General features: G+C 75.3%; 22 protein-coding genes. 13 read left to right on the top strand and 9 right to left on the bottom strand.

Translation table 11 applies throughout. The features are described from left to right. Positions 1-51: 51 nt before the first annotated feature. Complete coding sequence (locus tag ACIQI7_RS38125; RefSeq protein ID WP_401119241.1) at positions 52-345, bottom strand: hypothetical protein; 294 nt, start codon at positions 343-345, stop codon at positions 52-54. 309 nt (positions 346-654) lie between these two features. On the opposite strand from ACIQI7_RS38125, the gene ACIQI7_RS38120 reads away from it, so the two are divergent. Continuing rightward, positions 655-2,058 (top strand): amidase, encoded by a 1,404-nt coding sequence (locus ACIQI7_RS38120; protein WP_401119238.1) that lies wholly within the window; start codon positions 655-657, stop codon positions 2,056-2,058. A 212-nt stretch (positions 2,059-2,270) separates the two neighbouring features. Here ACIQI7_RS38120 and ACIQI7_RS38115 read toward each other — a convergent pair whose 3' ends face one another. Next, entirely contained in the window at positions 2,271-4,211 is a 1,941-nt protein-coding gene (locus ACIQI7_RS38115) for an FUSC family protein (RefSeq protein WP_401119236.1), read from the bottom strand. 432 nt (positions 4,212-4,643) lie between these two features. On the opposite strand from ACIQI7_RS38115, the gene ACIQI7_RS38110 reads away from it, so the two are divergent. From ACIQI7_RS38110 to ACIQI7_RS38090, 5 genes are all read left to right on the top strand, one after another. Further along, positions 4,644-5,822 carry a phytanoyl-CoA dioxygenase family protein gene (locus tag ACIQI7_RS38110; protein WP_401119233.1) on the top strand — a complete coding sequence of 393 codons (1,179 nt, stop codon included), beginning with the start codon at positions 4,644-4,646 and terminating at the stop codon, positions 5,820-5,822. Continuing rightward, complete coding sequence (locus tag ACIQI7_RS38105; protein WP_401119231.1) at positions 5,804-7,117, top strand: DUF6271 family protein; 1,314 nt, start codon at positions 5,804-5,806, stop codon at positions 7,115-7,117. The genes ACIQI7_RS38110 and ACIQI7_RS38105 overlap by 19 nt, the downstream gene beginning before the upstream one ends. Positions 7,118-7,216: 99 nt before the next feature. Beyond that, positions 7,217-8,431: a type III PLP-dependent enzyme gene (locus tag ACIQI7_RS38100; protein ID WP_387759300.1), complete on the top strand. Its 1,215-nt coding sequence runs from the start codon at positions 7,217-7,219 to the stop codon at positions 8,429-8,431. Next, positions 8,428-9,027, top strand: a complete 600-nt coding sequence (locus tag ACIQI7_RS38095; protein ID WP_401119229.1) for a GNAT family N-acetyltransferase — start codon at positions 8,428-8,430, stop codon at positions 9,025-9,027. Before ACIQI7_RS38100 ends, ACIQI7_RS38095 begins: the two co-directional genes overlap by 4 nt. A gap of 5 nt (positions 9,028-9,032) precedes the next feature. After that, entirely contained in the window at positions 9,033-10,238 is a 1,206-nt protein-coding gene (locus ACIQI7_RS38090; RefSeq protein WP_401119227.1) for an MFS transporter, read from the top strand. An 82-nt stretch (positions 10,239-10,320) separates the two neighbouring features. Here ACIQI7_RS38090 and ACIQI7_RS38085 read toward each other — a convergent pair whose 3' ends face one another. Together ACIQI7_RS38085 and ACIQI7_RS38080 are read right to left on the bottom strand one after the other, a co-directional pair. Beyond that, the gene (locus tag ACIQI7_RS38085) at positions 10,321-10,713 is read right to left on the bottom strand and encodes a MerR family transcriptional regulator (protein ID WP_401119224.1); all 393 of its coding nucleotides are present in this window, start codon (positions 10,711-10,713) and stop codon (positions 10,321-10,323) included. Positions 10,714-10,729: 16 nt separating this feature from the next. Continuing rightward, a complete protein-coding gene (locus ACIQI7_RS38080) occupies positions 10,730-11,755 on the bottom strand; it encodes an MDR family NADP-dependent oxidoreductase (RefSeq protein WP_401119222.1) in 1,026 nt (341 codons plus the stop codon). Between the two features lie 228 nt (positions 11,756-11,983). Here ACIQI7_RS38080 and ACIQI7_RS38075 point away from each other — a divergent pair, with 228 nt between their 5' ends. Continuing rightward, a complete protein-coding gene (locus ACIQI7_RS38075; protein ID WP_401119219.1) occupies positions 11,984-12,724 on the top strand; it encodes a PIG-L deacetylase family protein in 741 nt (246 codons plus the stop codon). 7 nt (positions 12,725-12,731) lie between these two features. Here ACIQI7_RS38075 and ACIQI7_RS38070 read toward each other — a convergent pair whose 3' ends face one another. The 3 genes from ACIQI7_RS38070 to ACIQI7_RS38060 form a co-directional block, all read right to left on the bottom strand. After that, entirely contained in the window at positions 12,732-13,472 is a 741-nt protein-coding gene (locus ACIQI7_RS38070) for a DedA family protein (protein ID WP_401119216.1), read from the bottom strand. Between the two features lie 50 nt (positions 13,473-13,522). Further along, positions 13,523-13,717, bottom strand: a complete 195-nt coding sequence (locus tag ACIQI7_RS38065; protein WP_387759256.1) for a DUF1918 domain-containing protein — start codon at positions 13,715-13,717, stop codon at positions 13,523-13,525. Positions 13,718-13,841: 124 nt separating this feature from the next. After that, positions 13,842-14,507, bottom strand: a complete 666-nt coding sequence (locus tag ACIQI7_RS38060) for a TetR family transcriptional regulator (protein ID WP_401119213.1) — start codon at positions 14,505-14,507, stop codon at positions 13,842-13,844. A gap of 288 nt (positions 14,508-14,795) precedes the next feature. Between ACIQI7_RS38060 and ACIQI7_RS38055 the strand changes: the two genes are divergently transcribed. After that, on the top strand, positions 14,796-15,383 hold the full coding sequence (locus ACIQI7_RS38055) for a DUF6309 family protein (protein WP_401119211.1): 588 nt from the start codon (positions 14,796-14,798) through the stop codon (positions 15,381-15,383). 103 nt (positions 15,384-15,486) lie between these two features. Continuing rightward, complete coding sequence (locus ACIQI7_RS38050) at positions 15,487-16,341, top strand: TauD/TfdA family dioxygenase (protein WP_401119209.1); 855 nt, start codon at positions 15,487-15,489, stop codon at positions 16,339-16,341. 61 nt (positions 16,342-16,402) lie between these two features. On the opposite strand, the gene ACIQI7_RS38045 is transcribed toward ACIQI7_RS38050, so the two are convergent. Further along, on the bottom strand, positions 16,403-17,095 hold the full coding sequence (locus tag ACIQI7_RS38045; protein WP_401119207.1) for a Tat pathway signal sequence domain protein: 693 nt from the start codon (positions 17,093-17,095) through the stop codon (positions 16,403-16,405). A 796-nt stretch (positions 17,096-17,891) separates the two neighbouring features. Here ACIQI7_RS38045 and ACIQI7_RS38040 point away from each other — a divergent pair. From ACIQI7_RS38040 to ACIQI7_RS38030, 3 genes are all read left to right on the top strand, one after another. Then, positions 17,892-18,851 (top strand): hypothetical protein, encoded by a 960-nt coding sequence (locus ACIQI7_RS38040; RefSeq protein WP_401119204.1) that lies wholly within the window; start codon positions 17,892-17,894, stop codon positions 18,849-18,851. A 184-nt stretch (positions 18,852-19,035) separates the two neighbouring features. Continuing rightward, positions 19,036-19,695, top strand: a complete 660-nt coding sequence (locus ACIQI7_RS38035) for an AAA family ATPase (protein ID WP_401119201.1) — start codon at positions 19,036-19,038, stop codon at positions 19,693-19,695. Positions 19,696-19,705: 10 nt separating this feature from the next. After that, positions 19,706-20,572: an NAD-dependent protein deacetylase gene (locus ACIQI7_RS38030; protein WP_401119199.1), complete on the top strand. Its 867-nt coding sequence runs from the start codon at positions 19,706-19,708 to the stop codon at positions 20,570-20,572. 111 nt (positions 20,573-20,683) lie between these two features. Here ACIQI7_RS38030 and ACIQI7_RS38025 read toward each other — a convergent pair whose 3' ends face one another. Beyond that, entirely contained in the window at positions 20,684-21,340 is a 657-nt protein-coding gene (locus ACIQI7_RS38025) for a hypothetical protein (RefSeq protein ID WP_401119196.1), read from the bottom strand. An 809-nt stretch (positions 21,341-22,149) separates the two neighbouring features. On the opposite strand from ACIQI7_RS38025, the gene ACIQI7_RS38020 reads away from it, so the two are divergent. Next, positions 22,150-23,433 (top strand): MFS transporter, encoded by a 1,284-nt coding sequence (locus tag ACIQI7_RS38020; RefSeq protein ID WP_401119193.1) that lies wholly within the window; start codon positions 22,150-22,152, stop codon positions 23,431-23,433. The last annotated feature ends 418 nt before the right edge of the window (positions 23,434-23,851 follow it).

The raw sequence follows: 23,851 nt of genomic DNA, 5'->3' as shown, positions 1-23,851 counted from the left end.
AACGCTCGGCTGGGAAACCCCAGCCGAGCGCCTGCATAAACTCATCGCGGCCTAGACAACCGACCACGTGTTGCCACGACCCATAGAAACCACCCCGTCCGGGAGGGGCCCGCCCGGGTCGAAGGTGCGGTCGTCGGCGAGCAGCCGGCGGACCAGCTCGGGGTGGCAGACCACGTACGCGCGCAGCGGGCCGAGCCGCAGCCGGACGAGGTCGCCGTGGGCGGGCAGGCCGGCCACGAACTCGTGCGGGCGGTGCAGGAGGGCGGCGGCGTGGCCGAGCAGCGGGAGGCCGCCGGGGGCGGTGGCCGCGGTGAACCGGGTGGTCGGGGAGAAGGGGGTCGGCACGGGGCGGCACCTTGGTTCGGGTGGGAGGACCGGGACGAATCGTGAACGTGATCTTTCCCGGCGGTGTACGGCGAAACGGTCCCGGACCGGCGGACGGGGTGAACGCGGGGGCGCGGGCCGAACGGTCGTGCGCCCTCGAAGATTTGATGAGTCGTTTACCCGTCGAGGGCGTCCCCGGCCCGGCGGCCGCCGCCGGTCGCGCCTACACTCGGAGCCCTGTGAGATTACCGGTCAGTAGAACCGGGCAGGAACGATCGGCCGGTGCGATCGTCGGGCGGCGTGACGTCCGGCAGGGAGTGGGGAGTTCGGATGACCGACGAGCGGGTCCACGCGTTCGCCGACGACGCCCTGGGCGCCTACGACGCGGTGGCGCTCGCCGCGCTGGTGCGGTCCGGCGCGGTCAACCCGAGGGAACTGGTCGGCGCGGCCGTCGACCGGGCCGGCCGGGTGGACGGCACGCTGCTGCCCGTCGCCCACGCTTCGTACGACAAGCCGCAGATCAGCCGGGAGGGCATCGGCGGTCCGCTGTGGGGCGTGCCGACCTACCTCAAGGACAACGTGGACCTGCGCGGCCTGCCGACCGCGATGGGCAGCGAGGCCTACCGCGCCCGTCCGGCCCGCCGCAACGCGCGCTTCACCGACCAGTTCCTCGCCACCGGCCTGGCCGTCCTCGGCAAGACCAGGCTGCCCGAGTTCGGCCTCAACGCCTCCACCGAGTTCGCCACCGCCCGACCGGTGCGCAACCCGTGGAAGCCCTCGCACTCGGCCGGCGCCTCCTCGGGCGGCGCGGCGGCCCTGGTGGCCTCCGGCGTGGTGCCGATCGCGCACGCCAACGACGGCGGCGGCTCGATCCGCATCCCGGCGGCCTGCTGCGGACTGGTCGGGCTCAAGCCCACCCGGGGCCGGCTGGTCACCAACGCCCAGGGCGGGAAGCTCCCGATCGACCTGGTCACCGACGGGGTGCTGACCCGCTCGGTGCGCGACACCGCCGCCTTCTTCGCCGCCGCCGAGCGGCACCGCGTCAACCCCGGGCTGCCCCCGCTCGGCCTGGTCGAGGGGCCGGGCACGCGGCGGCTGCGGATCGGCCTGGTGGTGGACTCGCCGATCGCCAAGACCGACGAGCCGACCCGGCAGGTGGTCGAGGAGACCGCCGCCCGGCTGGAGGCGATGGGCCACCTGGTCGAGCCCACCGAGCTGCCCTTCGGCGAGGAGTTCTCCCGCGACTTCGTCAGCTACTGGGGCTACATCGCCTGGGCCATCGCGGCCACCGGCCGGCTGCTGATCGACCCGAGCTTCCGGGCCGGCAGGCTGGACGGCCTGACCACCGGGCTGCGCCGCCGCTTCCAGGCGGAGTTCCCGCAGACCCCCGGCGTGCTGCGGCGGCTGCGCCGGGCCGAGGGAGTGTACGCGCGGATCTTCCGGCACCACGACGTGATCCTCTCCCCGGTGCTCGCCCACACCGCCCCGCCGATCGGGCACCTGAGCCCGAACGTGGACTTCGACGAGCTGATCGAGCGGCTGCTGCGCTACGTCGCCTTCACCCCGGTCAACAACGTGACCGGCGGGCCGGGCATCGCCCTGCCGGCCGGCTCGGCGCCCAGCGGGCTGCCGGTCGGGGTGCACCTGTCGGCGGCGCACGGGCAGGAGCGGCTGCTGCTGGAGCTGGCCTTCGCACTGGAGGCGGAGCGGCCCTGGCGACGGATCCAGGACTGAGACCGGACGCCGCCGACCGGGGGTCGTACCGGCGCTCGACGTCGCCGCCGACCGGGGCGTCGGGGCTCGACGGCGCCGCTGGCCGGGCGTCGGCGCCCGACGGCACTGCTGGTCAGGGCGTCGGGGCTCGGCGGCGCGGTGCCCGGAACGTCGGCGCTCGTGGGGGCGCGGCTGCTCGGGGCGTCGGCCGTCCGGCCCGGCCCCGGGGGTGCTCAGGGCGCAGGCGCCGCCACCGACCGGGCCGCGTGCACCTCCCGGTGCAGCCCGGCCAGCGCGCAGCCCGGCGCCAGCGCGTCCGGCTCCGCCTCCGGCAGCGGGTCGCCGGTGCGCAGCGCCTCGGCCAGCTCGGCCAGCTCCCGGGAGACGGTGGCGACCTCGGCGGCGGTCGGCACCGGCGCGCCGTGCTCGACCCGCACCCGGGTCGCGGTGGTGGCGTCCACGATCCGCTCGACCGCGATCACCACCGGCCACCACGCCTCCGCCCGGGCCCCGACCGGTGGCGGCTCGGTGAGCGCCCGCTGGAACTCGCTGCGCACGGTGGACAGGTCCCGGTAGAGCCGCCGCCGGTAGCGGGCGCGGGCCGGTTCATCCCGTCCGGGCGCGGTGGTGAAGGCCAGTGACACGTACGAGGCGGTGTCCTGGACGGCGTCGGCGAGGCGGTCGCCGATCCGGGTGTGCCAGGACTCCGGCCACAGCAGGTAGCCGGCCAGCAGCGCGATGCCGCAGCCGATCAGCGAGTCGTACAGCCGGGGCAGCACCAGCTGGAAGCCCCGGTGGTTGAGCAGGTCGGAGAGCAGCAGGATGACCGGGGTGATCGCCGCGGTCTGGAAGGCGTACCCCTTGGCGGACAGCGCCGGGATCAGCGTCGCCAGCACCGCCATCACCGGGACGTCCCACCAGCCGTGCGGCACCTCGGCGAGCACCGGCATGGCGATCAGCAGCCCGGCGGCGGTGCCGAGCGCGCGCAGCACCGCGCGGGAGAACACCGAGCCGAAGTCGGGCTTCAGCACGAAGGTCACGGTCAGCGTCACCCAGTACGAGCGGGGCACCGCGATCACCGAGACCAGCACCTGTGCCAGCCCGATGCACAGCGCCAGCCGCAGCCCGTACCGCCAGGACGCGCCGGACAGCAGCAGCGCCCTGGTGGCCCGCCGGGCCCGGACCGCGAGGCGGGCGGGCCGGCCGATCCGGTCGTCGAACGCGTAAGGGTCGGGCGAGGCCTCGTACGCGACGGTGGCGGCGTGTCCGATCGCCTCGACCAGCGCGCGGGTGGACGGGCCGGCGGGGGCGGGCAGGTCGAGCGGCGGGGCCGGGCCGGTGCGGTTCTGCTCGACGGCGTCGGCCAGCGCGCGGACGGCGGCCGGGTAGCCGGCGGGCAGCGGGCCGAGACCGGACGGGCGCAGCTGGGCCGCCGGGGCCGCCTCGACCATCGGGATCACCGCGTTGAGCTGGGCGAGCAGCCGGGCCAGGGTGGGCGAGCGGCCGTGCCGGCGGGCCCGGCGGGCGAGCAACAGGTCGTAGGACTGGTTGAGCGACCGGGTGAGCTCGTGGCGGCGGCCGTCGTACTCCGGTGTGCCGGTGGCCTCCAGCAGGTCGGCGACCGCCCGGTAGGTGCCGGCCACCACCGACCGCTCCGGCACGCCCAGCCGCAGCGGCCAGGCGAGCAGGGTCAGCGCGAGCACCACCAGGCCGCCGAGCAGCAGCAGGGCGGGCGGCAGCCACCAGGGGGAGGGCAGCCGCAGGCCGGCCCCGACCACCGCGTTGAGCAGCAGGAGCAGTCCGGAGACGGAGGCGACCGCGCCGATCGAGGAGATCATGCCGGAGACCAGCGCGACGACGGTGACCGTCGCGACGGCCGTCCAACCGGTGCCGAACACCAGGGTGCCGAGCAGCAGCCCGAGGGCGCCGAACAGCTGGGGCACGGCGATGTTGAACACCCGCATCCGGTACGCGTCGGCGGTGTCCCCGATGACCCCGGACAGGGCGCCCATCGACACCAGCGCGCCGTAGCCGGGCCGTCCGGTGGCGGTGCCCACCGCGAGCGGGGCGGCGAGCGCGACGGAGGCGCGGGCGACCGCCGCCCAGGGGATCGGAGCGGCCCGGGGCCGCAGGCTCTCGGTCAGCCACGGGGGAGCCGTCAGCGCGCGTGCCATAGGGCCAACGTACGGCCGACCCGGGCGGTTCACCGTTTCACGGTTATGTCAATTCCGGAAACATACCCGCTCTTATGTCCGTCTCCGAAACATAAAGCGAACCCCGACAGGCGCGGTGAGCTGCGCTGATTTCCCGATCGGTAACCCGAGGGAAAGGGTTGACACCATTAGTTGGTCTAGTCCAACGTATGAGGGGTGCGGTCCGGTAGGGGCTGATGTGAAGTGAGAGGCCTTGCCGGGCGGGCGAGTTGGCCCCCCGACGTGGCGCTGCTCCGTGCCCGTGGGGCCGGAGGCGGGAAGGGTCGTGCGCGGACGGCCCTTCGATCCGCGCTCGAATTCCTGGCGCGGCCGGTGCGCGGCCGCCGACCCGCCGTGCCCGCACCGAGCGCCGAGGAAGCGCCGCGCCGACTACGAACCATGGAGTGACTGCCCGTGCCGAGCCCTGCCGAACACCCCGACGGAACCGCCGGCGAATACCTGTACCGGGCCGCCTCGGAGCGCCCCTACTTCAGCGCCGACACCGAGAGCTACCTCGCCCGGACCGCGCTGCGCGAGGTCCGCAAGAAGCACCCGCTGCGGGTGCTCTCCGAGGAGGACTTCGCGTTCTGGCAGACCTACGGCTACGTGGTGGTGAAGCAGGCGATCCCGGCCGAGGCGGCGCGCCGACTGCTGGACTTCGCCTGGGAGTTCCAGGGCCTGTCGCCGGACCGCCCCGAGGAGTGGTACCGCGAGCGCGAGTACCGCGACGAACTCGACCGGCACCTGCACATCTACGGCTTCGTGGAGGCCTACCACCACCAACTCCTCTGGGACAGCCGCCAGTCGCAGCGCGTCTACGACGCCTTCGTGGACGTGTGGGACTGCGAGGAGCTCTGGGTCACCCTCGACCGGCTCAACCTCAACCCGCCGAACGTCCGCAACCGCGACCGCGCGCTGATCGAACCCACCGACCGCGGCTTCGACATCGAGCTGCACTGGGACGTCGACACCACCCAGGGCATGCTGCCGCAGCGCGTCCAGGGCATCATCGCGCTCAACGACACCGCCCCCGACCACGGCGGCTTCCAGTGCGACCCGGAGCTGTTCCGCCGCTTCAACGAGTGGCAGGCCGCCCAGCCGGCCGACCGCGACCCGATCCGGCCGGACGTCGACCGCGCGGAGTTCCCCGTGGTGCGGCCCGAGTTGGAGGCCGGCGACCTGCTGATCTGGAACGGCCTGCTGGCCCACGGCGTCGAGCGCAACACCTCCGAGAACGGCGTGCGGGCGGTGCAGTACCTGTCGATGATGCCCGCGCTGGAGGAGGCCGAGAAGCTGCGCCGCTCCCGGGTGGAGTCCTGGCGCACGCTCGCCACCCCGGACTGGAACCGCACCCTGGTCGGCGACGCCGACCGGCCCGAGGCGCAGCGCTACGGGACCGCCGAACTCACCGAGCTGGGGGAGAAGCTGCTCGGCCTGCGGTCCTGGAGCGGCAAGCCCTTCGATGAGCACGAGCCGTCCGCGGGGCACGAGCCGTCCGAGCATGAGCCGTCCGAGGGGCACGAGCCGTCCGAGGGGCGCGGGGAAGGCCGGCGGGACGCCGAGGGGGAGCGGGAATGCGCGACGTCTGCCTGACCCTGCCCACCAACCGTGAGTGCGCGGACACCATCACCGCAGTCGGCGCCGAAGCCGCCCACGCCGTACGGGGGTTCGACGTCCGGGTGCACCTGCTGGTGCTGGACTCCGCCGACCCGGCCGCCCGCGCCCGGCACGCCGGAGCGCTCGCCGCCCTGCCGGCCGTCGAGGGCGTGGTCGTCCACCACCTGGACGAGGACGCCCAGCACGCCTTCCTGCGCGGGGTGGTCGACCGCTCCGGCGCGGCCGCCCCGGACCGGCTGCTCGACCTGATGCTGCCCGACGCCGTCTCCTACGGCGCCTGCACCAACCGGGCGTTCCTGCTGGCCGCCGCCCTCGGCTGTACGTCGGTGCACCGCCGCGACTCCGACAGCCGCTACCAACTGCTCGACGGCGAACCGGTGTTCCCGATCGAGCACGAGCTGGCCACGCTGGGCCTCAAGGCCGCCGACGCGGCCGCCGCCGTCACCCGGAACAGCCTCGACGCGGCACACGCGGACAAGCCGGTCGCGCTGGTCGGCGCCTCCTTCGTCGGCGAACTCTCCATCGACCTCGGCGAGATCCGTGAGCTCGACCCCGAGGTCTACCACGACGTGGTCGCGCTCTGGGCGCCCACCGGTGCGAGCGAGGAGGAGAAGCGCGAACTCGTCGCAGACTCCTTCACCGGCGGCGGCACCGAACCGTTCACCGTCGACCGCGCCGTGCTCGACCTGCCCGACATCTGGCGCATCGACATGTGCAACATCGGCCTCCACCACGAGGTGTACGAACGGGTGCCGCTGCCGCCCGCCACCGACACCATCGGCAGCGACTACTTCCTGCACCACCTGGTGCGGGACGCGACCCTGCCGGGCGTCACCCACAACCGCCACATCGTCAACTACTACACCCCGGAACGGCGCACCGGCCCCGGCTTCACCGCCTACCAGCTGCGCTACGCCAAGTTCCTGCTCTCCATGCTCTACCTCCACCCGGTCTACCGCGAGATGGAGGCCGCCGGCGGCGCCCTGCTGGACGAACGGCACCGCGTCCGCCCCGAGCCGATCGCCGACTCCGCCCGCCGCAGCGCCGCGACGGACCGCGCGGAGAACCACCGCAGGCTCGCCGAACTCGACCGCTGCTACCGGCGGCTCGGCGGGAAGTACGCCGAGTTCGCGGACCACCTGGCGCCGCTAGGGCCGCGTCTGCTCGACGAGGCGCAGACGGACATCGAGGACTTCGCCGCACTGATCGACGCGTGGGGCCCGCTGGTGCGGGCGAGCAAGGCCACCCCCGCCGACCGGCTGCCGCGCTAGTCGGACGGGGACCACCACGTGACACGCCAGACCACCAGCCATGCCACCGGCCACGCCGACAGCCACCCGCCCACCCACCGCGCCCCGGCCGTCGCCGTGGTGCACACCGACGCCCCCCGCCCCGACGGGCACGACGGCGGCGCGCTGCGCGCCGCGCTCGCCGCCGCCACCGACGACCGGATCTTCTACGACCTCGACGGCATCGGCCGCCAGTACGCCGCACTCCTCGCCGAACTGCCCGGCGTGGCCGTCCGGTTCGCGATGAAGGCCTGCCCGGTGGACGAGGTGCTGGACCACCTCGCCGCGCTCGGCTCCGGCTTCGACGCGGCCGGCCCGCAGGAGATCGCCCAGGCGCTGCGCACCGGCGTGCCGCCCGAGCTGATCCACTACGGCAACACGATCAAGTCCGACCGCAACATCGCCGAGGCCCACCGGCTGGGCGTGCGGGACTTCGCCACCGACAGCCTGGAGGACGTCGCGGCGATCGCCCGGCACGCCCCCGGGGCACGGGTGTTCTGCCGGATCGCGACCACCGGCGAGGGCGCGCTGTGGGGCCTCAGCCACAAGTTCGGCTGCTCACCCGAGGACGCGCTGCGGGTGCTCGGCGAAGCCCGTACGGCCGGGCTGGTGCCGTCCGGCCTGTCCGTGCACGTCGGCTCGCAGCAGATGACCGCCGAGGCCTGGAGCGCCGCCGTGGAGTCGCTGGCCGCCGTGCTGGAGGCGCTCAACTGGCGCGGCATCACCCCGACCCGGATCAACCTCGGCGGCGGGCTGCCCGCGCTCGGCGTCCTCGACCGCGGCGGGCGCCCGCTCGACCCGCCGCTGGACAAGATGTTCGCGGTGATCCGCGAGGGCATGGAACGGCTGAACGCCGTCAACGGCGCGCCGCTGGAGTTCCTGCTGGAGCCCGGGCGCCACCTGGTCGCCGACCACGGCGCGATCCGCGCCCACGTCGCCCGGCTCACCTCCCGCCACCGCCTCGACGGCGCCCGGGAGGACTGGCTCTACCTCAGCTGCGGCAAGTTCAACGGCCTGTACGAGATGGACCAGCTCCAGTACCGGCTGGAGTTCCCCACCCACCCCGGCGGCCAGTTCGTCAACGCCGTGGTGGCCGGCCCGACCTGCGACAGCGACGACGCGTACGCGCAGGAGGGCGGCCCGGTGCGCGTCCCGCGCGCGGTCGGCTCCGGCGACCCGGTCTGGATCCACTCCTGCGGCGCGTACGCCACCGCCTACGCCACCCGCGGGTTCAACGGCTTCGCGCCGCTGCCGTACAGCTGCATCGGCGGGCGCCGCAACGGAGGAAGCGCATGAGCGAGTACCGCATCCGGCTGCTCCGCGAGGAGGACTGGGACGCCGTGGTCGCGCTGGAGGAGCGCGCCTACGCCGCCAGCGGCCTGTCCGAGGGCCGCGAGGCGCTCCGGTCCCGGCACCGCGCCTCGCCGGACACCTGCTTCGTGCTGGAGCACCCGGGCGGCCTCGGCGGCTACCTGCTCGCCCTGCCGTACCCGCTGTTCCACTGCCCGGACCTCAGCCGCAGCGAGGACGCGGACGGGCACGTGGGCGGGGCCGGGGGCGGCGCGGACGGCCGGCCGACCAACATGCACGCGCACGACCTGGTGATCTCCGAGGACCTGCGCGGCCGGGGCCTGTCCCTGCGGATGCTGCGGCACCTGGAGGAGACCGCCCGGGCGGCCGGCTACCGGACCGCCTCGCTGGTCGCCGTCCGCGGTTCGCACGTGCTGTGGACCCCGCTGGGCTACCGCGCCCGGCCCGAGATCGACCTGCCCGAGAGCTACGGCACCCGGGCGGTCTACATGGCCATGCCGCTGGACCCCGTCCCGGTCCGGCCGCTGCCGCACTCCACCGTCCCGGTCCCCGGGCCGCACCCCAGAGCCGAAGTGGGCTGATACCGATGTCCCCCGTTCGCGACGACTTCCGCCGGTCCCAAGTGGCCATCGGCGCCCTGTTCTTCGTCCTCGGATTCCAGTACGCGACCTGGGTCTCCCGGGTGCCCGCGCTGAAGGCCAGGCTCGACCTGGGCGAGGCCCAGATCGGTCTGCTGCTGATGACCTGCGGAGTCGGCGCGGCGGTGTCCTTCCCCCTGGTCGCGGTGCTGACACGGCGGCTCGGCTCCCGCTCGCTCTCGGTGCTGTCCGCACTCGCCCTCGGGGTGATCCTGCTCGCGCTGTCGGTGGTGCCGAACTATCCGGTGACCCTGCTGGTGCTGTTCCTCGACGGCGTCGCGGTCGGCTGCCTGAACGTCGCGATGAACGCCCAGGGCGCCGCCCTGGAGGCCCGCTTCGAGCGGACCACGATGTCCCGGCTGCACGCCACCTTCAGCGCCGGCTCGCTGCTGGCCGCGCTGCTGGCCTCGGGCGTCACCTCCCTCACCGACACCCTGGCGGTGCACTTCGGGCTGGCCGCCGCGCTGCTCGCGGTGCTGGTCGTGGCCGCCCGGCCCGGGCTGCTGGCGGACGGCCCGGCCGAAGCCGCCGAACCGGCGGAGCGCAAGCGCCGCCGCGGCTTCGTGCTGCCGACCGCCGTGACCCTCTGGATGGGCCTGGCGATGGTGTTCGGCACCGTCACCGAGGGCGCGATGAACGACTGGTCGGCGCTCTACCTCAAGGACCACGTGCACGCCGGAGCCGGGCTCGCCCCGCTGGGCATCGCGGTGGTCTCGGTGATGATGGTCTGCGCCCGGATCTTCGCGGACGGCTGGCGCACCCGCTTCGGCGACAGCCTGATCGTGCGCACCGGCAGCCTGCTGGCCGGCCTCGGACTCGCCCTCGCCCTGGCGGTCGGCGGCGTGGTCCCGACCCTGCTCGGCTTCGCCTGCGTCGGCCTCGGCGTGGCCGCGGTGACCCCGTGCGTCTACGTCGCCGCCGCCCGCCAGGGCGCCGACGCCCTCTCCCTGGTCGCCGCGATGGGCACGACGGGCCTGCTGGCCGGCCCCGCCGTGATCGGCTTCATCGCCGGCGCCACCAGTCTGCTCTGGGGCATGGCCGCCGTCGCCGCCTCGGCGGCCGTCGTCTCGCTCTGCGCCACCCGGATCCGCTGGCCCGGCCAGGAGGCCCCCGGTGCCCCCGCCGAGGCACCGCTCGCCGCCGACCCGGCCTGACCACTCCCCGTACGCCCGCCCGGGACCTCGCGCACCCCCGTCGCGGAGGTCCCGGGCGCGTTCGACGGGGAACGCGGGCCCCTCAGCCCCCGGCCGGGATCTCCGTGCCACCGGTGGCGGCGTGGTGGAGGAGTTTGGCACGCAGCTCGGTGAGCCGGGCGATCTCGGCGTCCAGCGCGGCCAGCCGGGCGTGGACCACGGGCGCGAAGGTGTCCGGCCCGGGGGATTCGGAGCAGCGGTGCGGCGGGTCATCGCCGAGCAGGTCGAGGCGGTGGGCGCGGCTGGCCAGGTCGTCCACCGTCAGACCCACGGCCAGGAGTCGGCGGATCACCCGGACCCGGGCGACCTCGGCCGGGCCGTACTCGCGCTGACCGGAGGCGGAGCGGGCGGGCGGGTGCAGGAGCCCGCGCTGCTCGTAGAAGCGCAGTGCCCTGGGCGTGGTGCCCGCCGCCGCTGCCGCGTCCCCGATCCTCATGCCCGCTCCTCGGTCGTCAGAGTTCCAGTTCCACGACGGTGGTTCCGAAGGTGTCCCCGGTGAACAGTTCCGTCAACGCCGCGGGGGCCCGGTCGATGCCCGGAACCGATGTCCGGGGAAGGGCGATCTCCCCGGCGCGCAGCCAGCCGGCGAAGCGCTCGCGCCACTCGGCCTCCAGGTCCGGGTGGTCGAATCCGGAGAAGCCGCCCAGGGTCAGGCCGCGGGTGATGACCCGGAAGGCGTCGATCACGGCCGGGGCGTCGCCGCCCGGGCGCTCCGGATCGAGCTGGCCGGCCAGCGCGCCGACCAGGGCGAACCGGGCGCCGTGCCGGGCCGCGTCCACGGCGGCGGTCAGCTGCTCGCCGCCGACCAGGTCCAGCACGACGTCGAGCCCGCCGGGCGCGGCCTCGGCGAGCTGCTCGGCGAACGGCCGCCCGTCGGGCACCAGCACGGCGTCGTAGCCGAGTTCGGCGATCAGCCGCTTCGCCTTGGCGGACGAGCGGGTGGTCCCGATCACCCGGGAGGCGCCGAGCAGCCGGGCGACCTGCCCGGCCACCGTGCCGACCGAGGCCGACGCGCCCGTCACCAGCACCACGTCGCCCGGGCGCATCCCGGCGGTGCGGGTCAGCGCGCCGTAGGCGGAGGACGCGGAGGAGACCAGTGCGACCGGATCGGGGAAGTCCGCCGGGACAGCGGTGAACCGCGCGGCCTCGGCGACCGCGTGGTCCCGCCAGCCGGCGAGGTGGGTGACCAGGTCGCCGGGGCGCAGTGGTCCGTCCGCGGGGGCGGCCAGCACCTCGCCGAGGGCCGGCCCGAACATCGCGTCCCCCGGCCGGATGTGCGGCAGCGGCAGGTCGGCGGCCCCACCGCCGATCAGGGTGCGCAGCGCGGCGAAGACCAGGAACGCCCGGTTGCGGACGAGCACCTCCCCGGGGCCGGGCGCCGGCAGCGGCTCCTCGGCCACGGTGAAGTCCCCGGGGGCGGGCAGCCCGGACGGTGTGGCGGTCAGCCGGACGACGCGGGTGGTGGTGGGCAGGGCCATGGCTGCGCTCCTCGGCGAGAAGGGGGGGCGGCGGCCGGTGCGGCCGCGCGGTGCCCGGACGCTAACCCCTGACCCCTGCGTCAGGGGCAAGCCCTGCGCGCGCGACGGTGTCTGACGGGGCGTGTGGGAAGCCGGTCTTCTAGAGTCACGGGTGGTACGAACGTGCGAGTACAGCGCGTCCGTACGACCGTGAGCCGCAGTGAGTCGCCGTGAAAGGAAACGAGCAGGATGACCGAGCAGGCCCCCGAGCCCTTCGAGCCCGTCGACGAGGACTGGCAGACCGCGGTGGCGATCGTCGCCCACCCCGACGACATGGAGTACGGCGGGGCCGCGGCCGTCGCCCGCTGGACCTCCCAGGGCAAGAAGGTCGTCTACGTGATGGTCACCAGCGGCGAGGCCGGCATCGACTCGCTGGACCCGGCCGAGTGCGGGCCGCTGCGCGAGGCCGAGCAGCTCGCCTCGGCGCGGGTGGTCGGCGTCGACACCGTCGAGTTCCTCGGCCACCCGGACGGCGTGGTGGAGTACGGGCTGCCGCTTCGCCGGGACATCGCCCGGGTGGTGCGCAGGCACCGGCCGGACATCGTGATCACCAGCAACTTCCGGGAGACCTACGGCGGGGTGTTCCTCAACCAGGCCGACCACATCGCGGTCGGCCGGGCCACCCTGGACGGGGTCCGGGACGCCGGGAACCGCTGGGTGTTCCGCGAGCTGCTGGCCGAGGGCCACGAGCCGTGGAACGGCGTGCGGCAGATCTGGGCGGCGGCCTCCCCGGACGCGAAGCACGCGGTGGACACCACCGAGCACTTCGACCTGGGCGTCGCCTCGTTGGAGGAGCACAAGGCGTACCTGGCCGGGCTGGGCGGGGCGATGGCGGAGCCGCGGGAGTTCCTGGAGGGCTTCGGCCGGGGTGCGGGCAGCCGGCTGGGGACGCGATTCGCGGTGCCGTTCGAGGTGTTCCCGTTGAGCTGAGCCGCGGCTACCCCGGACCGGCGTCGGGGCCGGCACCGGTGTCGGGGCCGGCACCGGTGTCGGGTCCGGCACCGGTGTCGGCGTCGGCGCCGGTTCCGGGCCCGGCGTCGCCGTCCGCGCGGCGCCGGCGCCGGTAGCGCAGCACCTGGCGGAGCAGGAAGGCGGCGACCAGAACGCCCAGCCCGACCGCGAACCAGACCTGGTAGCGCAGCGCCGTGTGGTAGACGGTGCCGATGTTCGCGCCGGCGAGGTAGCCGAAGGTGCCCCAGACCGCCGTCCACAGCGCCGCGCCGAGCAGGTTGTACGGCTGGAAGCGGCGCCAGGGCATCTCCGTGGTGCCGGCGATGATCCCGTTGTACTGGCGCAGCCCGTCCACGAAACGGGCGACCGTGACCACCTTGCCGCCGTGCCGGGCGAAGAAGCCGTCCGCGCGCTCCATCCGGGCCGGGGTGAGCAGCACGTAGCGCCCCCAGCGGTGGACGAAGGCGCGCCCGCCGGTGCGGCCGACCAGGTAGCCGAGGGTGTTGCCGAGCGCGGCGGCGCCGGCCGCGATCAGCAGCACCGAGGCGAAGTCGAGGTGCCCGGTGCCGGCGTACACCGAGGCCAGTACCAGGACGGTCTGCCCGGGCACCGGGATGCCGCAGTTGTCCAGCAGGACGAGCAGCGCCACCGCGAGGTACCCGTAGTGGTCCAGCAGTGGCGCGAGCCCGGCGAGTGCCCCGGGCAGCGGGGTCGCGGGGGCGGACACCGCTCCTCACCACCTCGCGCGGGGGACGCGCGGGGCGGCGGGGGTGTGGGTCAGCGCCCCGCCTGCCGCTGTTCGATGTTGCAGTCGGGGCCGGGGTAGATCAGGCCCTCGTGGCCGTCCTCGAAGCGGACCACGTACGGCGGTTCGCCGTCCGTGCCGCGCACTTCGACGATCTCGCCCTTCCGGTCCACCATGCCCACCGACCTGCTGTGGATATGGAGCTGGTCACCTACCGCTGCGTGCATGGTCTGCTCCTCCGGTCGTGCGCGGCGACCGCCTCCGCGGCCGTTCGCTATCCACTGTGCTGCGGGTGCGGCGGGCTCGCAACGCCTCGGGCCGGAGGGACGTCCGGGACCGCGGTGCCGGGGGTCAGCGGACGGAGGGCTGTTGCGCGAGGTAGCCGCGGACCAACCGCTTGCACTCAGCGATCAGGGCCGGATCGCCCTCCGGGGCCTCCCGGAAGGCCAGTTTGAGCACCGCGTCGGCGGCCTCCAGCGCGACCCGCAGGGTCAGGGTGGCCATCGGGTCGCCGGGCCGGAACAGTTCGCCGCCGAGCGCCTGGAGCCGCAGCGCGACGGCGGTGTTGTTGTCCACCCCGGCGTCCAGCAGGTGCCGGTCGTCCCGGACGCCGGAGGGGACGGCCGGTCCGGCCAGGCCGAAGTCCAGCTGGCCGAAGCCCGGCACCGCGCGCTTCATCGCGACGAACTCCTCCACCGCGAGGTCGGTGAAGACGGCGGCGCCGACCGGTGCGGCGGCGGCCAGCCGGGCGTCCAGGCGTTGGAGGTACTGGTCCAGGTTGCGGGTGGCGAGCGCGGCCAGCAGGTCCTCCTTGCCGGCGAAGAACTGGTAGAGGGTGCCGATCGGCACCTGGGCGCGCTGGGCGACCTCCTTGGTGGTGAGCGCGGTCGCCCCGACCTCGTCCAGCAGCCCGGCGCAGGCGTCCAGGATGCGGCCGTACCGCTCCAGGCTGCGCTGCTGGACCGGGCGGCGCCTGACCGGTCCGGCCGTCTGCTGACTCCTGGCTCCCGCGTTCATGACCTCACTGTGCCGCATCCGCTGTTGCGGCGGCGAATCACCGGGGCGCGAACGGCCCGGCGTTCCCCGTGGGGCCGCTGTCGCGCGGCGGCCGGAGCCGGACGGCACGGTGGCGGGAAGGCGTCCACGCGTCGGCACCGGCCTTGTCGTGGACGCGAGGACGGGTTCATACTCCTGGGGCGGACTACCTCGCGTGATCGACGTGTGCCTCTTCGTGGTGACCGCGGTTCAGCCGTGGCGGCCGAGGCGCCCGTGCCCCACCGGAACCGTCGTCTGAGGAGCACTGCCGTGGAGATCGTCACCGCCGTCGCCTATCCCGAGGTCCGCGACGCCTACCTGCGCGACCACCCGGTGGAGCGGTCCCACGAGGCGAACAGCAACTGGTACGCGGCGGAGAACCTCGAACGCGCCGACCGGATCCCCGGCGGCTGGTGGCGGATCCGGCTGTCCCGGGCGGACGTCCTGGGCACCGTGCTGCCCTGGCACCTCAGCGAGGGCGGGGAGCTCGAACTGGTGCCGCGCTCCGGGGCGACGGTGGCCGAGGCGGCCGAACGGATCCGGGCCGGCGGGGCCGCCTGGAGCGCCGCCAACCCGGTCTGCGCGGCGAAGCTGCGGCTGCTGCGGTGGGCCCCGTTCACGCCGCTGTTCCTCAGTACGGACCCGGTCGACCACCCCGACTACGGGGGGCTGGAGGTCCGGTCGGGTCTGATCCACCTCGACGGCCTGCACCGCATGCTGGCCTGGGAGCTGGCCGGACGGCTGCCCGGCCGGGCGCAGCTGGACGGCTACCTGGTGGGCGATCCGCGGGTGGCCGGCGGGGCCGCCCGGGCGGGGTGGGCGGATCGGGCGGGTGTGGCCGGGGACGAGCCGGCGTGACCTCCGCGGCGCGGCGCCGCCGGTCGGCCTCCTGCGGCCCCCTGGTTGTGGGCGCCGGCCGCCGCGGGCGGCGGCCGGCCGGGGCGGCGAGGGCGTGGACGCGGTGACCGAAATCGGCTGGAGCAGCCTGGAGTTGGACGCCCGGCGGGAGCTGTGGTCGGTCCCGTTGGGGGAGCGGGAACGGCGGCTGCTCCGGGCCGACGCGCGGGCCGGCCGGTGGGATGAGGGCGGGGAAGTGCGCTCCCGGCTCGGGGAGTTCGCCCGCAACGCCACCGACTCGGTCGGCCTCACCCAGGTGCGCGGACTGGTGGACCCGGCCCGCCCGGAGCGGGAGGCCGCGGAGGTGCTCTCCTTCCTGCTGGGGGACTTCGGCCGGATCGTCCCGCAGAACGGGCGCGGCGACCTCGTCTCGGTGCTGCGCGACCGGGGCGGCGACGGCGCCTCCGAACTCGGCCTCCACTGCGACACCTGCGACCTGCTGGTGCTGCTCTGCCTGCGGCCCGCCTTCGACGGCGGCGGGCTGACCAGACTGGCGAGCGCCCGGCACGTCCACGACCTGATCCAGCGGGAGCGCCCGGACGCGCTGGCGACGCTCCGCGAGGACTGGACCTTCGACCGCAGCGGCCGGGCGGGCCCGCAGCTGGTGGTCACCCCGATCCTGTACGACCGCAAGGACGGGACGATCGGCTGCTACTACCAGACCCGCACCGTCCGCTCGTCCCCCGACCGCGGCGGGCCCGAGCTGACGGACCGCCAGTGGGAGGCGCTCGGGGTGCTGGACGAGGTGCTCTACCGGCCGGAGACCGCCTTCGGGCTGCCGATGGCCGCGGGGGACCTGCTGATCGTCCGCAACAGCCGGGTGCTGCACGGGCGTTCGCCGTTCGTCGACGAGCCCGGTCGGTACTCGCGGCGGATGCTGCGGGTCTGGCTGAACGAGGGGGAGGAGTGGGCGCGGTGACGTGGGTGGGCCGGCGGGATCCGGGGTGGGCACGGCGGCGCCGCGCCCACCCCGGTGGCGGTCAGTCGACGAAGACCGCCGGGCTGCCCGCCTGGCTGGTGTCGGCGACCGGACCGTACGTCGCGGAGAAGTAGCCGTCGGCCGGGCACAGCGTCGAGCCGGCGCTCTTGGCGAAGTGCTCGGTGCGGAAGGCCAGGCTGTGCGCGGCGTTGTCGGCGCTGCCGGTGAACGCGCCGCTCAGCTGGTACGAACAGGTGATGGTGCCGAACCAGGTGTCCAGCACGGCGGTGGCCTGGATCGTCCCGGCGGACCCGCCGGTGAGGGTGACCGGCAGGCCGGGGGCGTCGGAGACGGTGAGGCCGTACGGCAGGTTGCCGACCGTCAGGCTGCGCACCGAGGTGACCCCGGTGACGTTGGCGGTGCACGAGCCGAAGGTCAGCCCGGTCAGCGACGCGGTGGCGCTGCCCGGCGCCGCCGGGTTGCTCAGCACCGAGGCCGAGAGCTTCGAGGTGGCGCAGGTGACACCGGTGGTGCTGGTCGCGGTCGAGTAGAAGGTGGCCTTGGTCCCGGTGGCGAGCGGCGCGGTGAGCGCGTCGCCCACGGCGACGGCTGTGCCGCCCGCACTACCGGTGCTGAGCACCGGACCGGCGGCGAGCGCCTCCGGCGACGCGGCGGCGGGTACGGCGGCCAGCGCGAGCGCGCTGGCCGCGCAGAGGGCGGCGGCGGTGACGGCGAGGTGGCGGCTGGAGCGCATGGGAAACCTCTTCCTCGGTGAGGGGCGAGAAGACGTCCTCTCGCGGCTCCCGGGCGGTGGGGACCGGGGAGCGCGCGGCGTATCCGGGCTCCACAGGGTCCAGCGGTGACCGTGCGCCGTCAAGATGATGGGCGAACTTGCTGACTTTTCGTCAGCAAGGAGAAGCGGACCGGCCGGTCCCGGTCGCGGTCTTCCCTTCGCCCGCCGGGAGCAGCACTGTGGTGGGCGCGGAGCCGTCGGACGGGGTGGGTGGATTGGGCGACCAGGACGAGACGCACGAGCACGAGGCGCACGGGCGCGAGGCGGGCAGGCACGAGACGCACAACCGGATCAACCAGAGCACCATCCACGGCAACGTGTTCATGGGCGGCGTCCTCTCGCTGATGGGCGGCCGCAGACCGCGACTGCGCCTGCTGGTCGCCGTGTTCTGCGCGCTGGCGCTGCTGGGTGCCGGCACGACGTACTGGGCGCTGACCGCGACGGACGGCGGCAGGGCGCCGGAACTCGGCGCCCGCTACGATCCCGGGCACGGTGACGCCGACGCGACGGCGGTCGTCCCCAAGGTGGTGAAACCGGCCGAGCTCCCCGCCGTCACCGGCTGCGGCGCCGCCCGGACGTGGTCGCACGCGCAGGGCGGCACGGACGTGGGCGCGTCGCCGCTCTCGGTCTCGATGGTCGGCAACGGCCACACCGTGGCGATCGAGCAGGTGCGGGCGACGATCGTGGGCGAGCCCCGCGAGCCGCTGCCCGGCACGGTCGTGAACTGCACCGGACGGGGGAGGGCAGGAAGATCGACATGGGCGTCGACCTGGACTCCCCGAACCCGGTCGCGCTGGTCGGCGCCGCCGGACCGGTCTCGTTCGCGCCGTACTTCACCGACAAGTACCTCTACCTGGAGAACCAGAAGCCCGAGGTCGTCAGCCTCACCGTGCTCGCGGCCCGGCACAGCTACGACTACGTGCTCACGGTCGAGGGCACGCTCGACGGCAAGCGCCACACCTGGACGCTGAAGGACGGCGACCGCCCGTTCCGCATCTCCGGGGTGCGAACCGCCCCGGGTGCCGAGCTGTCGACCCACGGCAGGGGCTGGGAGACCGGCTACGGCCGGGGCTCGGGTGAGCGCGTCCGGTGCAACCCCTGCTACGACCAGGACGAGAAGGAGATCCCGGGCACCGCGGTCGCCGCCGCCCCGGCCGGCTACACCTTCGCCTCCGCCCCGGACGCCGACCCGACGCAGCCGCCGCCCCCGCCGAAGGACCGGCCGACCGCGCCGACGCCGCCGCTGACGGTCGACGCGCACGACGCGGAGTCCGTCGCGATCGCCTGGGCCGTCACCTCGGGCAGCTTCGACACCTCCCGGGGCGACACCGGGCCGGCGGCCGTCCTGAGCCGGGTCCGCAGGAATCTGACGCCCCAACTGGCCTCCTCCGGCGGCGGGCTGAACGCCTGCGCGATGGACGGCTCGGTCTGGCCCGCCGAACTGGTGACGCGCCGGGGCTGGTCGGTGGTCACCGGGGCCGCCGCGCGCCCCGTGGCGGGCCGCTTCGACCCGCGCGACCTCACCGGCGACGTGGTCGAACTGGAGGTCCCCGTCGACTGCGCCTACGTCGCGGACGGCGGCTGGTCCCGGCGGCCCAAGGGGCTCATCGCGCGCCTGCGGCTCCAGCGCCAGCCCGACGGCGGCTACCTGGTCTCCGACATCGGCAAGGTGACGTACGACTTCCCGGCGCCCACCGACCCCACCCCGGAGCCCTGAGGGCCGCGGCACGCCCTGCTCGGCTGGCTGTCGGGGCGCGGGCCGGCGGCGGGTCTGCGGGCGGACGGGCCGCTGCCGGTACCGCCGGCGTGGCCGCTGCCGCCGGTGCCGGGCTGGGGCTGACGGTGCCGGGCTGGGTCTCGACGGTGGCGGGCGGCGGCCGTCCCGCGCAGACTCACCGGGCATGACCCCACCCCGGACCGCGGACCGCCGCTCGGCCGCGCACCCGCTCCCGACGGAACTCCGCCGCCCGACCGCGGACCGCCGTCCGCAACTGCTCGTCGTGAGCGGGCCGCCCGGCGCGGGCAAGACCACCCTGGCGCACGCGCTGGCCGACGCGCTCGGCCGACCGGCGGTCTGCCGGGACGAGATCAAGGAGCGGATGGCCGCCGCCCGGCAGGCGCCGGTCGAGGACCTGGACCGGCGGGCCCTCACCGAGTTCTTCCGCACCATCGAGGGGCACCTGCGCGCGGGAACGGACCTGGTGGCGGAGGCGGCCTACCAGGACCGGCTGTGGCGGCCCGGCCTGGCGCCGCTCGTCGGCCTCGCCGAGCTGCGCGTCGTGCGCTGCGCCGTCCACCCCGACGCCGCCCGCGAGCGGATCGTCCGCAGGGCCGCCGAGGCGCCCGCACGCGCCGTCCACGCGGACGGCGAGCTGCTGCGCCGGATCGCGCGCGGCGAGCGGCCGATCGAGTCCTGGGTGCCGATCGCCCTGGACGCCCCCTGCCTGCTGGTGGACACCACCCGGGGCTGGGACCCGCCGCTGGAACGGATCACGGCCTTCGCCACCGGCGCGGCCGAGGAGCCGCCCCACCGGAACGGGAAGTCCGGGCCGTCGGTCTAACCTCGACGGTATGGACGCGTTCGAACACCCGGGCGGGCGGGCCGCCCCGCCGGGGGAGGAGCTGGAAGCGCTGGTACGGCTGCTGGACCGGCGCGGTGCCGTGGTGCTCAGCGGGGCGGGCCTGTCCACCGAGTCCGGCATCCCCGACTACCGCGGCGCCACCGGCCGCCGCCGCAGCGGCACCCCGATGACGTACCAGGAGTTCACCGGCAGCGCGGACGCCCGGCGCCGCTACTGGGCCCGCAGCCACACCGGCTGGCCCGCGATCGCCGGCGCCCGGCCCAACGCCGGGCACCACGCGGTGGAACGGCTGCGCCGGGCCGGGCACGTCGCGGCGGTCATCACCCAGAACGTCGACGGCCTCCACCACGCGGCCGGCACCCGGGAGGCCGTCGAACTGCACGGCGGCCTGCGCCGGGTGGTCTGCCTCGGCTGCCGCCGCACCAGCACCCGGGCCGAACTGGACCGGCGGCTGGAGGAGCTCAACCGGGGCTTCCGGCGGCCCGGGGCGCAGCTGCGCCCCGACGGCGACGCGCAGCTGCCGCGGCCGCTGGTGGACGGCTTCCGGGTCGCCGCCTGCACGGACTGCGGTGGCGTGCTCAAGCCCGACGTGGTCTTCTTCGGCGAGAACGTCCCGCCGCCCAGGGTCGACCACTGCTACGAACTGGTCGACGCGGCAAGCTCGCTGGTGGTCCTCGGGTCCTCCCTGGCGGTCCTCTCCGGGCTGCGCTTCGTGCGCCGCGCCGCCCGGTCGCGGCTGCCGGTCGCGATCGTCAACCAGGGGCCGACGCGCGGGGACGAGCTCGCCGGGCTCCGGCTCGACCTGCCGCTGGGGCGGGCCATGACGGAGGTCGCCCGGCTGCTCGACGCGGCCTGACCGGGCCGCCCGGCAGCCCCGTCACGCGGCCGGCCCGTGCAGCCCGCCCCTCCGTGCAGCCCGCGCAGCCCGTCCGTGGAGCCCGCCCGCTCAGCCCGCCCGACCGTCCGCTCAGCCCGGCTGCTGGGCGGGCCGGCCCGGCACCCAGAGCGGCACCCGGCCGCCGCGCGGCATGGAACGCGCCGCGTCCTGCTCCAGCCAGCCGGCCACCCGCTCCGGATCGTCCTCGCACAGGTCCACCAGTGCGGACGCGGCGATCCGGGTGCAGCACAGCACCAGCGCCAGGGTGTCCTGGCGGCGGTGCCGGTCCCGTACGTAGGCCTCGCCGCGCTCCTCGATGCGGCGGGCGTGGCCCGGCCCGTCCTCGGCGGTCAGCGCCTGGACCCCGTGCCACACCAGCGTCAGCGCACAGGGTTCGGCCGGGTGCGAGGCGCCCTCCCGCTGCGCCTGCTCGCGGGCCTCCGCCGAGCGCTGCCCCAGCCATTCCAGCGCCGCCGGCCCGTCCTCCCGGCAGGAGCGCAGCACGAGCTCCGCCGCTCGGGCCACCACGGCCCGCAGCACCGCCGGTGCGGGCACCCGCAGCCCGGACGCGGGCCCGTCGCCGAACGCCAGCCAGGCGTCGGCGAAGGCGGCGGCCCGCAGCCCGCCCACCCAGCCGGGCGCCCCGTCCTCCGTGCTCAACCGGTCCTGCGCCCCCAGCCGGACGAGCCCCACGGCCGTCAGGCACGCCGCGTCCCCGTCCAGCTCCCGCAGCCATCCACTCCGCACCAGCACACACCCCCGTCAGCGGTTCATCCCCGTGGGGCTCATCCCACCACACCAGGACGGGAACGAACTAGACAGGGTCACGTCACAATCTGGAAGCGGGTCGTCCGGTAGCCCTCCGGCGTGGGCGGCTTCGAGCCGGGCCGAGCAGAGCAGAGCCGACCCGAGCAGAGCCGAGCGGGGCGATCGGGGGTGGGCGGTCGCCCGGCTTGTCGTGGGGCGGCCGCGGCGGGTTTCGGCTCCCGGGGTGTGAGCGTCGGGTGAGCTGGGCAGGGGCACGTCAGACCCGGGCGGCTGTGCGGACGCCCGGTGCGTCGGGACGTGGCCGGAGCAGGCCCGTCATCAGTGTGTCGCGAGCCCGTCGACCGGGGCGAGGACGTCCGCCATGGACCCCGCCGGGTCGATCACGGGGTAGCGGACGCCACCGGTGGTGCGGGCGGCCCCCAGCGCGAGGGCGGGTGCCTGAACCGGTCGGCGCCCGCGGCCCGTAAGCCGGGCAGGCGCAGTGCTGCGGTCAGTTGGACGTCGGCGTCGCAGGGCGGCGGGAAGGGAATGCGGGCGTGCCCGGCGAACGCGGCCGACCGTACGGGGGTTGGGGGCCGCTGCCGTGGACCCGCGCGCCACGGGTCGGCCGACTCGCCGGTGGCGGAGGCGAGTTGCGGCTCCCGCGACCGGCAGCCGGCCAGGGGGATCGCGCAGCGGGAAGCCGCCGTTCCGCCGTGCCGCCTGAGCGCGGCCGGGAGATCGGCGGGGGGGATCGGCGGGTCGGGGGACGGGGGTCGGGGCTGGGTGGACGGGTTGCGACGGAAGGGGTGGGACCGAGGGTGGACACGACGACGCGAACGGCGGCGGTGGAGGTCCGCGGAGCGGAGTTCGAGCCACAACCCAGCGCTCCGGCGGGGGTGTTCTGGCGATTCTGGGCCGGATCGCTGGTGAGCCGGTTGGGGGACCAGGTGACCGGCGTCGCCCTGCCGCTGATCGCCGTGCTCACGTTGCACGCGACGGCCTGGCAGGTCGGCCTGGTCACCGGCGCCGGCTACCTGGCCTGGCTGCTGGTCGGACTGCCGGCCGGTGTCCTGGTCCACCGGCTCCCGCTGCGCGGCACCCAGGTGGCGGCGGACCTGGTGCGCGGGCTCGCCGTCGCCTCGGTGCCGGTGGCGGCCGCCCTGGGGGTACTCGGCCTGCCGCAGCTGGTGGCGGTCGCCCTGCTGAACGGGCTGGCGAGCGTGGTCTTCGACGTCGGCAACTCCACCTTCCTGCCCTCGATCGTCCCCAAGGAGGAGCTCACCGCCCGCAACAGCCTGCTCTCCGGCACCAGTGCCGCGACCGAGCTGGCCGGGCCCTCGCTCGGCGGGGTGCTGGTCCAACTCGTCGGCGGCGCGGCCGCGATGGTGCTGGACGCGGTCAGCTACCTGGCCTCGGCGGCCCTGCTGCGCAGCCTGCCGCGCGCGGAGCGCCCCGCCGGTCGGCCGGTCGGCGCGGGGATGCGCGAGCAGATCCGCGAGGGCTGGCACTTCGTCACCCGGCACCCGGTGATCGGGCCGTGCACCGCCGACGCCACCGCGGTCAACCTGGTCGGCGGCGGGCTGATGACGCTCACCCCGGTGTTCCTGGTCGACACCCTCGACGCGACGGCCGCCACCGTCGGCGCCCTGATGGCCGTCGGCGGCCTCGGCAGTCTGATCGGTGCGGCCCTCACCCCCCGGATCGTCTCCCGGGTCGGCAGCGGCGGCGCCCTGCGGTGGGCGGCGCTGACCTCCGCGCTCTTCACCTTCCTGCTCCCGGCGGCCGGCTCCGGCTGGGCGGCGCTGGTCTACGCCGTCGGCAACGCGGGTTTCTCGGCGGGCGTCGTGGTGACCACCGTCGTCGCCCGCACCCACCGGCAGGCCCACACCCCGCCGGTGCTGCTCCCCAGGGTGATGGCCACCGTCCGGTTCGTCTCCTGGGGCGCCATTCCGGTCGGCGCGCTCCTGGCCGGCGCCGCCTCCACCGCGTGGGGGCCGCGTACGGCGCTGCTCCTGCTGGCGGTGTGCAGCCTGGCCGGCCCGGTGATCCTGGCGGCGAGCCCGATCCGCCGCCTGCGCGACCTCGCCTGACCGGCCTGGCAGCCGGGCAGGCCCGGCAGGGGCGGCCCGGGCACCCGCGCGCCGCCTGCCACGGCCCTGGTCGGGCCGGTGCCGGGGGCGGTCGTGGGTGCTCTCCCCATGCCCGTTCCCGGTAGGGGTACAAACCCCCGCCGGGCCGTTCCACGAGTTTCGGTCGCACATCTTGTGCGATGTCATGGCCCGGTTCACACTTCCGATTTACGAACACGCGTGTCCTTCCGCGTGGACGTCTTTCACCCCTTCATGTGTCGGGTGGCCTCCGCCGGCCGGGTCCGGACGGCGGCCGCCGCCCCCCCCCGGCGCCCCCCGCCCCCCCCCCCCCCCGGCCCCCCCGGCCCCCCGGGGGGCCCCCCCCCCCCCCCCCGGTACACGACGTAGCCCCCGCCAGGGGCCCACCCCCCCCCCCGGG

The organism is Kitasatospora sp. NPDC092039 (assembly GCF_044756065.1).
Classification (GTDB): domain Bacteria; phylum Actinomycetota; class Actinomycetes; order Streptomycetales; family Streptomycetaceae; genus Kitasatospora.
The sequence above is the reverse complement of the archived record's forward strand: the minus strand, read 5'-3'. Positions and strand labels throughout refer to the sequence as shown.